This window comes from Methylomagnum sp. (assembly GCF_054333355.1).
Genome location: NZ_JBTEKS010000086.1, coordinates 1 through 13,719, shown reverse-complemented (window position 1 = coordinate 13,719; position 13,719 = coordinate 1). Strand labels below are relative to the sequence as shown.

At 60.3% G+C, this 13,719-nt stretch carries 14 protein-coding genes; 2 read left to right on the top strand and 12 right to left on the bottom strand.

The window, feature by feature from the left end; translation table 11 throughout:
* From ACXWUF_RS08945 to ACXWUF_RS08925, 5 genes are all read right to left on the bottom strand, one after another.
* The coding region (locus ACXWUF_RS08945) for a DUF5682 family protein (RefSeq protein ID WP_458494323.1) at positions 1–2,285 on the bottom strand (2,285 nt) is incomplete at its 3' end.
* A 105-nt stretch (positions 2,286–2,390) separates the two neighbouring features.
* Positions 2,391–3,485, bottom strand: coding sequence for an ATP-binding protein (locus tag ACXWUF_RS08940; protein WP_458494322.1), 1,095 nt, complete (start codon positions 3,483–3,485; stop codon positions 2,391–2,393).
* Positions 3,486–3,500: 15 nt separating this feature from the next.
* Positions 3,501–4,811: a hypothetical protein gene (locus ACXWUF_RS08935; protein WP_458494321.1), complete on the bottom strand. Its 1,311-nt coding sequence runs from the start codon at positions 4,809–4,811 to the stop codon at positions 3,501–3,503.
* An 80-nt stretch (positions 4,812–4,891) separates the two neighbouring features.
* Positions 4,892–5,227 carry an element excision factor XisI family protein gene (locus ACXWUF_RS08930; protein WP_458494320.1) on the bottom strand — a complete coding sequence of 112 codons (336 nt, stop codon included), beginning with the start codon at positions 5,225–5,227 and terminating at the stop codon, positions 4,892–4,894.
* The gene (locus ACXWUF_RS08925) at positions 5,215–5,631 is read right to left on the bottom strand and encodes a XisH family protein (RefSeq protein WP_458494319.1); all 417 of its coding nucleotides are present in this window, start codon (positions 5,629–5,631) and stop codon (positions 5,215–5,217) included. Before ACXWUF_RS08925 ends, ACXWUF_RS08930 begins: the two co-directional genes overlap by 13 nt.
* Positions 5,632–5,881: 250 nt before the next feature.
* Between ACXWUF_RS08925 and ACXWUF_RS08920 the strand changes: the two genes are divergently transcribed.
* Positions 5,882–6,265 (top strand): hypothetical protein, encoded by a 384-nt coding sequence (locus ACXWUF_RS08920; RefSeq protein WP_458494318.1) that lies wholly within the window; start codon positions 5,882–5,884, stop codon positions 6,263–6,265.
* Between the two features lie 693 nt (positions 6,266–6,958).
* The gene (locus tag ACXWUF_RS08915; protein ID WP_458494317.1) at positions 6,959–7,522 is read left to right on the top strand and encodes a hypothetical protein; all 564 of its coding nucleotides are present in this window, start codon (positions 6,959–6,961) and stop codon (positions 7,520–7,522) included.
* Between the two features lie 117 nt (positions 7,523–7,639).
* Here ACXWUF_RS08915 and ychF read toward each other — a convergent pair whose 3' ends face one another.
* From ychF to rpsF, 7 genes are all read right to left on the bottom strand, one after another.
* Positions 7,640–8,731, bottom strand: a complete 1,092-nt coding sequence (gene ychF / locus ACXWUF_RS08910) for a redox-regulated ATPase YchF (RefSeq protein WP_458494316.1) — start codon at positions 8,729–8,731, stop codon at positions 7,640–7,642.
* 31 nt (positions 8,732–8,762) lie between these two features.
* Positions 8,763–10,232 (bottom strand): mannose-1-phosphate guanylyltransferase/mannose-6-phosphate isomerase, encoded by a 1,470-nt coding sequence (locus tag ACXWUF_RS08905; RefSeq protein WP_458494315.1) that lies wholly within the window; start codon positions 10,230–10,232, stop codon positions 8,763–8,765.
* 139 nt (positions 10,233–10,371) lie between these two features.
* Complete coding sequence (waaA, locus tag ACXWUF_RS08900; protein ID WP_458494314.1) at positions 10,372–11,634, bottom strand: lipid IV(A) 3-deoxy-D-manno-octulosonic acid transferase; 1,263 nt, start codon at positions 11,632–11,634, stop codon at positions 10,372–10,374.
* Positions 11,635–11,689: 55 nt separating this feature from the next.
* Positions 11,690–12,136 carry a 50S ribosomal protein L9 gene (gene rplI / locus ACXWUF_RS08895; RefSeq protein ID WP_458494313.1) on the bottom strand — a complete coding sequence of 149 codons (447 nt, stop codon included), beginning with the start codon at positions 12,134–12,136 and terminating at the stop codon, positions 11,690–11,692.
* Between the two features lie 51 nt (positions 12,137–12,187).
* Entirely contained in the window at positions 12,188–13,087 is a 900-nt protein-coding gene (locus ACXWUF_RS08890) for a hypothetical protein (protein ID WP_458494312.1), read from the bottom strand.
* A gap of 36 nt (positions 13,088–13,123) precedes the next feature.
* Positions 13,124–13,351 carry a 30S ribosomal protein S18 gene (rpsR, locus tag ACXWUF_RS08885; RefSeq protein WP_458494311.1) on the bottom strand — a complete coding sequence of 76 codons (228 nt, stop codon included), beginning with the start codon at positions 13,349–13,351 and terminating at the stop codon, positions 13,124–13,126.
* A 50-nt stretch (positions 13,352–13,401) separates the two neighbouring features.
* Entirely contained in the window at positions 13,402–13,716 is a 315-nt protein-coding gene (gene rpsF / locus ACXWUF_RS08880) for a 30S ribosomal protein S6 (RefSeq protein WP_458494324.1), read from the bottom strand.
* Positions 13,717–13,719: the final 3 nt, after the last annotated feature.

Genomic DNA, 13,719 nt, shown 5'->3' with positions numbered 1-13,719 from the left:
GCCTCCACCCGCTTAGCATCCACCAATCCCCCCGGCCCCGACGGCAACCGCAACAGCCCCATCTGCTCCCCCCGCGACAAGCCCAGCACCTCCGCCACCCGCGCCGCGATGGCACCCCGCTCACGGGGCGGAAACCAGCCGAACGCCCCCCGCAGCCTCGGCAGCGCCACCAGGAAATCCTCCACCGCCAACGCCGCCACCGCGCCATGAATCGCCGCGACGATGCCCCGGTCACGGGTGGCGAGTTCCCGCGCCGTGGCGAACAGGCCATACAGGAAATCGCCCAACTCATCGCGGGGCGGCACGGCGCGGACCAGGACCAGCACCTCGTCGGCGGCGATTGAACCCAACCCATGCGCCGCCCCCAAGGCCGCGCCACGCAAGGCGGGCGGGCCATCCCGCCGCCGCGCCAGTCGAACCAGCGCCGCCACCGCGAACGGCCCATCGAACTCCGGCGGGGCCAAATCCAGCAGCCCCACCAGGAACCGCACCGCGTCGGCGTCCTGCTCCAGCGCGGCGCGGTTCCCGGCTTGATGACCGTCCAGCAGCCACAACAGCCGCTCGCCAATCCCCGCCAGCGACGGACCCAACAGCCCCCGCAACGCCTCGCCCCAAAAGCCGGTACGCGCCAGTTCCAGCAGCGGCAAGCCCGCCTGCGCCAGTTCGCCGTGATCGTGGCAGCGGGGCAGGCACGCGGCCAATTCCCCGGCCAGCCGTTCGCCCAAATCCCGGAAACCCGCCCGCACCGCCCGGATCAAGGCCGTCGCCAGCCCCGCCGCCGCGCCACCGTAAGCATTCAACTCGGCCAGCAACGCATTTTCCGCCGCCTGGGCCAGGGTCGCGCCGTGGACGCTGGCTTCGATGAGGTCGGGATACCAGCGCTCGTTCTGCACCAACTGCCAATGCTCCTCGTAGCGCAACGCTTCCGGCAGATGGCGCGTGGCCCGGCTCGCCTGCGTGTCCTTCAAAGCCACGCCGCCGACGCCCAGCAGCCGCAGCCGCCAAAGAGTTTCGGCGCGGGTGCGGTCGGCGGGTTCGCGGCGGTCCAGCCTGACCAGGCGGGGGTGCGGGGTGGGCCGCAAATCCAGTTCGGCCAGAATCCGCGCCACATCCTTGACCAGCGGCGGCTGGGGCGTGGCCCCGTCCAGTTGGCCGCGCCCGTCGCCGGTCAGGGCCAGCAGCGCTTCCCGCAGCACCGGATGATCGGCGGCGGTCAGCACACCTCGTTCCGACCAGGGCGGGCGCTGATCCAAGCTCTCCTTGACCGCCGTCGCCAGGAAGCCGTCCAGCACGTCGGCGCGGGTGGGCGGGGCGTGGCCGCGCAGGTTCGCCAAACCTTCGATGGTCCGCCGCAGCCCGACGAAATCCGCCGTGGCGAACGGCACCTTCTGCGCCCGGAGCCGCTGGACCACGGCGGCGATGGCCTTTTCCACGGCGGCGGCGCGGCCCGCATTCCAGCACCATTGATAAAACAGCGGCGATTGCATCCCCGCGCCGTAACCGGCCAGCGCCTCGACCTGCCGGAATTCGTAGGGCCCGAGATAACACCCGGCGGGACCGGCGTCCGGCGGGGCGGGCAGGTCCGGGAAATCCGCCGTGCCCGCCGCGAAATACCCCGGCCACAGCCGTTCCAGCGCGGGCCGGTGCCAGCCGCCGCAGATGACCAGAATCAAGGCGTCGGGATCGTCCCGGTATTGCTGGGCACAGGCGGCGATGTGGCGGGCCATGAAATCTTCCCGCGCCGTGTCGTCGGGCGAATCGCCGCCGTCGGAGTCGTCGCCGCGCAGTTCGGCGAAATAGAGGTCGAGGCGGGCGTCCAGTTCGGCGTCGGGCGCGGCTTCGAACAGGTGGTCCCACAGCGCGTCGGCGCCGTCGCAGTGGAAGCGCTCGCACAGCGTCCCGACCACTTGGGTGTAGCGGTCGCGGGGGTTCGGGCGGGTGGCGTCGGCGCGGCGGCGGGTTTCTTCCAAAGCTCGATAGCGCCAGTGCGGCAGGTCGATGAAGCGCACGTCCGCGCCTGTTTCCCGCCCGGCCCGCAAGGCCACCCATTCCGGCGAATACTCCAGAAACGGATACCAGCACTGGGCCGGGCCGGTGTCGGTGTGGGCGTAGCTATAAAGCGCGATGGGCAGGCGATGCGGCAGGGCGAGTTCATCGAGGCGCGGGTTGAAATCGCTCGGGCCTTCGATCAGCACGGCCTTGGGGCGCTCGCGGCGGATGATGTCGCCGACCCGCCGGGCGCAGGCGGGGCTGTGGTGGCGGATGCCGAAGATGCGGATTTTCATGGAGAGTTCTTCGCTCGATGCGCCTCGTAGGTCGGGCTTTAGCCCGATCTTGGGGAGAAGGGGCCGTAAAAGTCGGGCTGAAGCCCGACCTACACTGGGTGAATCTCACTCCGGCAGCCGATGCCGGGCCGCGTGGAAGGCTTCCCAATGGGCGCCCTTGCGCTTCCCGGCGCGGTGTTCGAGATAGCGCCGCAGCTTCTTCAAATCCTCGGCGTTGTCCTTGGCCGCCGCGCCCGCCAGGGCTTCGACGATGTCGCCGGGTTCGCCGCCGTCGCCGCGCAGGTAATAGCCGCGCAAGGCCACGCTATGGGCCACGCTCACCGCCTCGGCGGTGCTGACCACGGTCGCCAGCTTGTCGCCCGCCGCGCCGTCCTGACCGACGCCTTCGCGCAATTCCCGAAACGCCGTGACCAGCACTTCCAGCACTTCGTCGGCGGGCCGCACCGGCACTTGATCGTGTTCCAGCAGCCGCGCCACTTCGGCCTTCACCAGGGCCAATTCTTGGGCGTAATCGCGGATGGGGAACACGGTCTCGAAAGCGAAGCGGCGTTTCAGCGCGGCGGACATTTCGTTGACGCCCCGGTCGCGGGTGTTGGCGGTGGCGATGAGGTTGAAGCCGGGCGCGGCGAACACCGTGCCGCCGTCGCCGGGCAGTTCCGGGACCATCAGCAGCCGTTCCGACAGGATGGACAGCAGCGCGTCCTGCACTTCCGGCGGACAGCGGGTGATTTCCTCGAAGCGGACGAGGCGTCCCTCGGCCATGGCCCGGTACAGGGGCGAGGGCACCAGGGCGCGGGGCGACGGGCCTTCATTGAGCAGCAGGGCGTAGTTCCAGCCGTATTTGATCTGATCTTCGGTAGTGGCGGCGCTGCCCTGGATGGTCAGGGTGCTGGCCCCGGAAATCGCCGCCGCCAGCAGTTCCGACAGCAGCGACTTGGCCGTGCCCGGCTCGCCGACCAGGAGCAGGGCGCGGTGGCTGGCGAGCGTCACCAGCGCCCGCTCGATGAGGCTGGGGGCGCAGACGATTTTCCGGCGGAGTCCCTGCTCACCCAGGATGAAGCCGCGCACCGCTGGCATGGACAGTTGCCAGCCGGGGGGCTTCGGGCCTTGGTCCTGTTGGCGGAGGGCGACGAGTTCGTCGGCGTAGAGGGTTTCGGCGGGGGGGCGTTGGAGTTTGGGGATAGCTGTTTCACAAGACATATTGGGTAACAACCATTATTTTTGGCGCTTTATATTAAATAGCCTATCTGGCTGTAAGCCATCATAGCTTAGCGTGACCCAATCATCATCTGCATCGTTTTGCGGATCAATTTTTATATTGGATATCATAAACCCTCTCATATCCAAGTTTTTAAGCTGTGTAGCTAAGCTTCCATGGCTTTCAGCAAACTCATCATAGGAAATTTCTCCAGACAAAAGTTTTTGCAATGTAAGTAAAGATATTTTAATCGTATTTGCTGTCATGCTACCTCCTCCAAAATGTGCTGGCCATTTGCTAACTCTCATAGCGTTATTCGGGGTGCGGACGGGTATAGGTAATTGAGCAATGGCGGCGTTAATTATGCTTATAAATTCTGGTGATAAAATATAATCATCACAATAAGAAGCTGGAATTATTCGACCACGTAGCTCATAACGCCCATGGTTGCTGAGAAAATCCATGAGGCGATGTGTTGTTAAAGTTATAACGGCGTGTATTTTATTTCCATATTTTTTAATTCCTTTCTGGATAATAAATGGTCCTTCTTGCCATTGCTGGCGACCGTCTAATAGGGCGGATACAATATCATCAATATTATATGTATTGGGTGAATTCATCTGTAAATGCTTTAAAAGATGACTATTGTTGTCACATAAAAATAGAATTGACGGCAACTTACCGATATTTGCTCTTGAAAGCTGCCTCTCTTTGTTTCTTAAACGATTTAAAACGCTGGAGTTGGTTAAGGTTCTAGCTACTTTATAGCTTCGATGAGTACAGGAAACATTTTTCCGTCCTGGCATGTACGAAATAACGCTACATGCTCCGCGTGCTTTAAATTCATATAAATGCTCAACAGAGGGGGATTCTTTTATGGATTTTAAAAAATTTTTAAAGCTAGGCTCCCTAAAGAAACTGTCTAATTTAGTATGATCCGGCACGCCTAGTATAATCCGATCATCGATCTCAATGTCGCCAATGCTCCACCCGTAACTTCCAAGGCCAGGCACTATACCTTCTTTTATCATTATTTTTCTTAGGCGCTCAATGAACTCATCCACAGGATTTTCTTTGTCTATGTTTTTGTCAGATAGCGTCGTGACTTCAATAACAATTTTTTTGTTGCTATCCGGTGCCTCGAAAAAATAATCTGGATTGCCCGGAAGCTCAATCCCTGGATCAATAATCTTTCCAACCTTTGAAAGGGCAAACCCTATAGCAATTTCCCATTCGGTTGGGACAGTTTGGTCATTGCGGGACCGCAACCTTGACTCAAGCTCTTGAGTCCGAAGAGGTGGCAATATTAAAGCAAGTTCGTCAAGCATTCGACGAACTGAGCGTGATGCAAAAATAGGCAACTGAAATACCTCTTTGTAGGATTTTTCTGTTTTTTGGACTTACTTAATTATCCCACCGCAAACCCCGTAAACTGCCGCCGAAACGGAGAATGAAACGCCAGCACAATATCCGATTTCGGCACGCCGTATTCCACCAGTCGGTTGGCGATGCCTTCCTCGCTACCATCGTGTTGAATCCAGATTTTGCCGCCCTTGATGTCGATATGGAAAACACAGCCATGGACGCGGTGTTCGCCATCCCACCCGGCGGACATCAATTGGTAATGGTCATTCGCCGTATCAATGACCTGCTCCATTTCGACCTCGCCATAGGACGGACGATACTGGCTATATTCACCGATAATATCCCGTATGTATTGCCGGTATTGAGTCAGTTTATCCATAAGTCGATTGCCACAGTTTGAGGGTTATAAACCAGGATTTTCACTTGATATTCCGCAACCACGCCTTGTGTGAACGGCAACGTGAAAAAGCTTTCGTAAACGTCCGCCGGAACGGCCAAATACAAAACACGGGTCGGGTCTTTCGCGTGCAGGGTAAACTTATAGTTCAAGAATTGACCCAGCGCCGTATGAAATTCGCTGACCAGCGAAGAGCCAAGGAAGCTTTTCACCTCAACCGCAATTCGCTTGCCTTGCTTTTCGGCAGCAATAACCTTTTCTGCACCTAGGTCAATGTACAAATTGATATTGCCGAATTGCACGACCAACGGATCGTCAGTAATCGTCCAGCCGTCGTTAAGCAATGCTTGTTTTACCGATGCGTGGAAAAAATCTCGGGCGGTCATAAAGGGCGACTCAAGGGTAATTTCTCGGGATGCACATAGCGCCTATTTTACTCATCAGTTTTTGAGGTTACACCTGCGGGCGTTGCGATAAAACATACAATCCGCTCACTACGTTCATGCAAGTTCAATTTTCTGCTGTTTCCATAGCCGCGTGCCTATAATGACATCGGGCCTCCCCGGCGCAAGCCCGGCGACCCATCACACCATAAATCACAGCGGCACGGGATGTGCCCATCCAGAGGAAAACATCATGAAAACCAAACTATTAAGCCTGATTATATTGGGATTAGCGGCGTGTTCCAGGCCCATCCCCCAAGATATTCACGACGCGCTGGACAAGCAATTCGCCAGCCGCCTGATGGAAAACGGCTGGAAGTTCGTCAAGGTTACGCACGGCTTCGGCGGTAAGGAACTGGTGGCCGACATCCTAGTGCCCCAAGCCATTCCGGGCGATGCGGGGGCACAGCATGAATTACTGAAATCGAAAGTCTGCCCCGCCACCTCGGGCAACGACGGTTTCTGGAAAAAACTGGACGGCTACAAGCTCTCCGTCGCGGCCTATACCCAGGACCGGAAATTCACCGTGCTAGTGGATTGCCAAAATCCTTACGCACAGGAAAGGGCAGGGCAGTAGAACCAATCTCAGAATCGTATTTTGGTCCATAAAAAACCGTCCAAGCTTGTTTAAAAGCCCGGACGGTTTTTTAGTATTTGACCAACCCGCTAAAACAAAAGTCTAACTTTGCACGACCCGCCGGACGCTATTATCCGTCCATTTCAGACAGACTAATTGCTAAAGTATCCCTAAAAAAACCTGACCATATCCGAATACTCCCTAGCATCAAGCAGCGACCGGGTGGCAAACACCCCGATTGGCGAGGTGGCGACGATAATCATCAAGGCACAAACCGCTAATAACTTTGAAAACGACAGCCGATAGGATGGGTGGAGGGGCGCCATGAAGAACCACCGAATTTTGAAAAGGCCGCGGCGCACCGTAACCCATCAGCAGGCCGACATCGCCCGATGGGTTACGGCGCACGGCCAGAATCGCCAGAGTTTTCGGCCTCATGCCCAGTGCGCCTCCACCCATCCTATAGGCTACACGTCATTCGACGCATGACAGAGCGCTAGGCTCAGCAGAGAGCGAGAACCCAAGTAAAGATTCTTCCATTTTTAGTAGGACATTGACATTGAAGCAACATGAAGAAAGCAGCCTTGAGGGATGGGCTTTCAGTTTATCCGGGTCTCCCGCTTGGGGTGACTTACTGGTGGGGCAGGGTGCCTCCGTTCTATAATTTGACGATGTATTTCAAATGGAGCATTTATGCGTCCTTCTCACTTTCACCGTCGTCGCTCAAAGTTGGCGGACCATGTGTTTCTTCTTCTTTTTGTGGCTCCCATGTCTTTATCTCTGGCTGGCATGATGCTTGATATGATGGGTCTTTGGGATATGCAGGGAACGCTTTCCCGTCTTTTGGCTTCGCCTACGGTTTCTGCCTCACAGCAATCCCACGAAGTTGAGCAATCTCGTTCCGCTAAACCACAGACTCGTCAGCCCCATCTCACCGCCTACACATCCAGGCTTTCTCTTGCTCCGGCACCTTCGCAATATCGAGACTCCGGCTCGAAGGATCCGCTTTCCCCTGGCAGCTTCATTCACTGGTCCGAGGGTGCGCCTACGGGCGGTTCAGGCGCTTTTTCCGTCGTCGGGCCTGAGCCGGGCACTCGTTCATCCATTGCCCGATGGCGGAATCACCTCGACAGTGAATTTGCCAGCGTTCAGGCCCGCGAAGATGGCTGCCGGTGGTGGCGGGATTATTTCTATCTCTACGAGAGCAACCACGGAATGCTGACCCTTAAGGAAAACCTTGAGCGGTATTGTCGCTAGGTGGGGCGGGTCGTCCTTGACCAGGGCGTGTATGAGGCGGATTACCAATTGCGCATAATGCGCATTATGTTAAATAAAGGGTGCCCATGGCGGCACGCCGCCATGTCCGCCCCCTCCCTAGACGTTGAACCGGAAATGCACGACATCGCCATCGTGCATGACGTACTCCTTGCCTTCCAGCCGCCACTTGCCAGCGTCCTTGGCGCCTTGCTCGCCTTTATAGGCGATGTAATCGTCATAAGCGATGACTTCGGCCCGGATGAAGCCGCGCTCGAAATCTGTATGAATCACGCCCGCCGACTGCGGCGCGGTCGCGCCGACGGGAATCGTCCAGGCCCGGACTTCCTTCACGCCCGCCGTGAAATACGTGTACAGGTTCAGCAAGCGATAGCCCACCTGAATCACGCGGTTCAGGCCCGGCTCGGTCATGCCGATCTCGGCCAGGAAATCGCCCTTGTCCGCCTCGTCCAGTTGCGCGATTTCCGCCTCGAAGGCCGCGCACACCGATACCACCAGTGAGCCTTCCTGCGCGGCGTATTCCTGCACCCGGTCCAGGAACGGATTGTTCTCGAAGCCGTCCTCCCGGACGTTGGCGATGAACATGGTGGGCTTGATGGTCAGCAAATGCAGTTCCCGGAGCAGCGCCTTCTCCTCGGCGTCCAGCGCCATGGAGCGCACCGGCTTGCCCGTGTCGAGATGGACCAGCACTTTCTCAAACAAAGCTTTTTTGGCGAGTTCGTCCTTGTTGCCCGACTTCGACGCCTTGACGGCCCGTTGCAGCGCCTTATCCACGGTCGCAAGGTCCGCCAAGCTCAGCTCGGTGTTGATGACCTCGATGTCGGAAATCGGGTCCACCTTGCCCGCGACGTGGATCACGTCCTCGTCTTCGAAGCAGCGCACCACATGGGCGATGGCGTCCGTCTCGCGGATGTGGGCCAGGAACTGGTTGCCCAGTCCTTCGCCCTTCGAAGCGCCCGCCACTAGCCCGGCGATGTCCACAAACTCAATGGTCGTGGGCACCACCCGTTCCGGCTTGACGATTTCCGCCAAGGCCTGCAAGCGGGCGTCCGGCACCGGCACGACGCCCACGTTGGGGTCGATGGTGCAGAACGGATAGTTCTCCGCCGCGATGGCGGCCTTGGTGAGCGCATTAAACAAGGTGGATTTGCCGACGTTCGGCAAACCCACGATTCCACAGTAAAGGGTCATGGGTGATTGGCTTGAATGGTAAAGGATTGAATTACTTGGATTCCACGCGGTGGTAGCGGTCCTCGTAGCGGACGATGTCGTCCTCGCCGAGATAGCTGCCGGACTGGACCTCGATGATTTCCAGCGGAATCGCGCCGGGATTTTCCAGCCGGTGCGTGATGCCGAGCGGAATGTAGGTGGACTCGTTCTCGGTCAGCAAGAAGACGTCATCGCCGCGAGTGACCCGCGCCGTGCCCTTGACCACGATCCAATGCTCGGCCCGGTGATGGTGCATTTGCAGGGACAGCGTGGCGCCCGGCTTAATGGTCAGCCGCTTGACCTGATAGCGCGAGCCGTTGTCGATGGACTCGAAATCCCCCCAAGGCCGATGCACCTTGGAGTGATAGACATGCTCGGAACGCGAGGATTGCTTGAGATGGTCGGTAATGGCCTTCACGTCCTGAGCGTAGTCCTTGTGAGCCACCAACACGGCGTCGGAGGTCTCGATGACCACCACGTCCTCCATGCCCACGGCGGCAAGGAAGCGCTTCTGCGAGTACAGCAGCGAATTGCGGGTGTTCTTGGCGAACACGTCGCCGATCATCACGTTGCCGTCCCCGTCCTGGGGCCGCACCGCTGTCAGCGCGGGCCAGGAACCCAGGTCCGACCAGCCCACGTCCAGCGGCAACACCACGGCGCGGACGGTGTCCGAAGGCGTGGCGGTCAGCTTCTCCATGACCGCGTAGTCGATGGAATCGCTGGGACAGCGGGAAAACAGCGGCTTGTCCACGCGGATGAAATCGCCATCCCGCTTGCTGGCCGCATAGGCCTCCGTGCAAACCCGCAGGATGTCCGGCCGGTACTTGCCGATCTCTTCCAGCCATGTGCTGGCCCGCAGGATGAAAATCCCGCTGTTCCACAGATATTCGCCGGTGGCGAGATATTCGGCGGCGGTGGCGGCGTTGGGTTTCTCGGTGAAGCCGCCCAGCGCGTAGGCGTTCTCGCCGATGGCCGCGCCCTGGCGGATGTAGCCGAAGCCGGTTTCGGGCTTGTCGGGCACGATGCCGAACGTGACCACCCGGCCTTCGGCGGCGAGTTTCAGTGCCTCCGCCAGACGCGCTTGGAAACCCGGCACGTTTTCCACGTAATGGTCCGACGGCAACACCGCCAGCACCGGATCATTGCCTTCCTCCGCCGCGCACAACGCCGCCAAGGTCAGGGCGGGCGCGGTGTTGCGCCCGATGGGTTCCAGCAGGATGGAGCCATTCTCCTGCCCCAACTGCCGCAATTGCTCGGCCACCAGGAAGCGGTGTAGCTCGTTGCACACCACCAGGGGCGGCAATACCTCGAAGGTGTTGGCGGATTCGCTGCCCCAATCCATGGCGCGGGTGACGGTTTCCTGAAACAAGGTGTGGCCCCCACTGAAGGACAGGAACTGCTTCGGGTACGCCTCACGGGAGAACGGCCACAACCGGGTGCCCGACCCGCCCGACAACACAATGGCTCGAATTGGAATCAGCATAAGTTACCTATATGGATAAGTTCCGTAGGGTGGGCATGGCGACATGCCCACCTCGCCTTTGAACAAGGGTTTCGAGTATACCGAAACTCAAGAGCCTCAAATATTTCAGTAAGCAGTGGGAAAGCGCTCCCACAAGACTTCAAGGCAGCAGGGCCGCCAGCCTATCCATGACCCGCCGCACCGCGCCACGATTGGCTTCCACAAAAGCGCGTCCCTTCGCCCCGATGTCCCGGCGGCTGTCCGGTGCCGCCAGCAAATGGGCCACCCGCTTCCCGAGTTCGCCCGCATCGCCAATGCCCTCCCCTCCCCCGCTGTCCATGAGCCGCTCGGCGATTTCAGCGAAGTTGAACATGTGCGGCCCGAACAACACCGGACAGCCCGCCGCCGCTGGCTCCAGCACATTATGCCCGCCCCGTGGCACCAGGCTTCCGCCCACGAAGGCCAGGTCCGAAGCGGCATAAAACAGGCGCAACTCACCCAGGCTGTCGATCAGGAAGACTTCGGTGGAGTCATCGCAGGGCCGCCGCTCGCCGCGCCGCCGCACGGAAAATTCCGCGCCGACGCACAACGCCAAGGCGTCTTCGAATCGGTCGGGATGGCGCGGTGCCACGGCCAGCAGCGCGTCGGGAATTGTTTGGCGGACCACCCGGTGCGCCGCGAGAATCTGCTCTTCCTCGCCCGGATGGGTGCTGCCCGCGATCCACACCGGCCTCGTGCCGAACAATTCGGCCCGGAGCGCCGTGGCCTGTTCGCGCATCGCGTCGGAAAATTCCAGGTCGAATTTGACATTCCCGGCCACCACAATCTTATCCGGGTCCGCGCCGATGGCGGCGTAGCGTTCCGCATCCACCGTGGTCTGCGCCGCGATGAGGGAAACGGCGGCCAGGCTCTCCGCCGTCAGCCCGCGAATCTTGCGATAGCGCCGCGCCGATTTTTCCGACAGCCGTCCGTTGACGATGGCGAGCGGGATGCCGCGCCGCGCACATTCGCCGTAAAGGTTGGGCCAGATTTCCGTCTCCATGATGACCGCCAGCGCGGGCCGGAAGTGATCCATGAAGCGGCCCACCACGTCGGGCAGATCATAGGGCAGGTAGACGTGCCGGATGGCGTCGCCCAGCACGGCCTGAATGCGGGCCGATCCTGTGGGCGTGGTGCAAGTGACCAGGATTTTCCGGGCGGGAACGCGGGCCTGAAACTGGCGGATGAGGGGGAACGCGGCCTCGGCCTCGCCCACGGAAACGGCGTGGAACCAGACGGAACCGGGTTCGGGCGGGAAATTGTAGCGGGCGAAGCGTTCTTGCCAGCGCGCCCGGTAGGCGGGGAGTTTCCTGCCACGCCAGGCCAGCCGACCTAGAACGAAGGGGGTCAGCGCGTAGAACAGCGCCGAATAAAGCAGCCTCACGAAGCGGCTCGACTCCACCCGGCGGGCGACACCCGCCGGGCGGAATACGTCCGGCTTACTCGGCCACCACCTTGAGCGCCAGCGTCGCGTTCACGTCGCCGTGCAGGTGAATGGTGATTGAGTAGTCCCCGGTATGGCGAAGCGCGCCGGAGGGCAGGCGCACTTCCTGCTTTTCGATCTTAACGCCCGCCTTGGTCGCCGCGTCGGCGATGTCGCGGGTGCTGATGGAGCCATACAAACGGCCTTCGTCGCCCGCCTTTTGAGCGATGGTGACGCTGGCGTTGCCAATGGCCTCGGCGCGGGCCTGAGCCGCCGCCAAGTCAGCCGCCGCCTTCTTTTCCAGATCGGCGCGGCGTTGTTCGAATTCCGCCAGCTTAGCGGCGGTGGCCGTGACGGCCTTGCCCTGCGGGATCAGGTAATTGCGTCCATAACCCGGCTTGACGGAGACCTTGTCTCCCAGGTTGCCGAGCTTTGCGATTTTTTCGAGAAGAATGATTTCCATCGTCGAATGCCTCAATAATCGTGATATGCGGTAAGTGTTTGGTTTTTTCGCTCAAGCCCGCGAGAGCCGCTTGCGCCAGTTGATCCAGGTATCGCTGAAGCCTATCAGCGCGATGACCATAATCAAGGGCGAAACGAACAGCACGGCCATGTAAATGCCCACCAGCCAGAATCCGTTGCCGCCCGCGAACAGCGCGTGCAGCACCGCGAACCCCGCCAGCAGGTACGGCACGAACAACGGAATCGCCAAGTTCGCGGCGATTTCCGCCATGCCGCCGCCCGTGGTCCAGGCCACGGCCAGCAAGGCCAGCCATAGGTAAGCCGCTGGCGATGGCAGACGCAACGCCAAGAATTCGGCGCGGAAGCCACCCGGATTAAACAGCGTGGCCTGCCACCAGCGGGCGATCAGTAGGCCGAGGGTCAAGATCAAGACCGAACCCGCCGCCACCATGCCCGTCAGATAGTGGGCGAATGCCGCGAGACTCCGCGACATGGCTTCCGCTTCCGTTGCCGACCGTGGCTGCTCCAACAAGGGCCGGAGGAACTTGCGCAGTTCCTCGACCCACAGGCCCGCGGGATCGTCACTGATAACGTAAACCCCGAGGACCATCAGCATCCCCAATCCAGCGGCGCTTCCGAGCGCCACGGGCAGTTGCCCGGATTCCCGCAGGATGACGGCGGCGAGCCAAACGGGCACCCACAGCATCAGGGTGTAGCCCGCCGCTTGCCACGGGCTTCCCAACAGCAGCCAACCAGCGAATGCCACCGGCACTGCCGCGAGAACCATCAGCACGGCACCTTCCAGCGCACCCTTGCGGAGGGTCGGCAGCGCCACCGCCGCCGTGGACAACAGGCTTATGAGCGAAAAACTCCAGGAAAGAACGGTCAGACCCACGAGTGCCGGGACGGCCTGCGCCCTGCCCTTCATGACGAAGGCGGCTAAAGCACGCATGGCCGGAACCCGGTACCCGTGGCGGCCTGGTTCGGCTTAGCTGTGGCTGTCGCAGAACGGCAGCAGGGCCAGGAACCGTGCCTGCTTGATCGCGGTGGCGAGCTGGCGCTGGTACTTGGCCTTGGTGCCGGTGATGCGGCTGGGAACGATCTTGCCGGTTTCGGAGACGTACTCCCGCAACATATCCAAATCCTTGTAGTCGATTTCCTTAACGCCTTCGGCGGTGAATCGGCAGTATTTCTTGCGCTTGAATTGGCGAGCCATTAGGAACCTCTGAACGAATCAAATGTGGTGTGGACTGAATCCGCCCGGACTTAGGCGTCGGCGGCCGCGCTGTCGTCGGCGTCGTCGTCGGCGCCATCGTCACCGCGGCGGGCCGAAGACTCCGCCTGGCCTTCCCGCGCCATGGGCGAGGGTTCGGTGATGGCTTCGTCCTTGCGGACGGTCAGGCTGCGGATCACGGCGTCGTTGAAGCGGAAGCCGCTTTCGAGTTCGTCGAGGGTCGGCTGGTCGCACTCGATGTTCATAAGCACATAGTGTGCCTTGAGGACTTTGTTGATCGGGTAGGCCAGTTGGCGGCGTCCCCAATCTTCGAGGCGGTGGATCTTCCCGGCCGCGCCTTCGATCAGGGT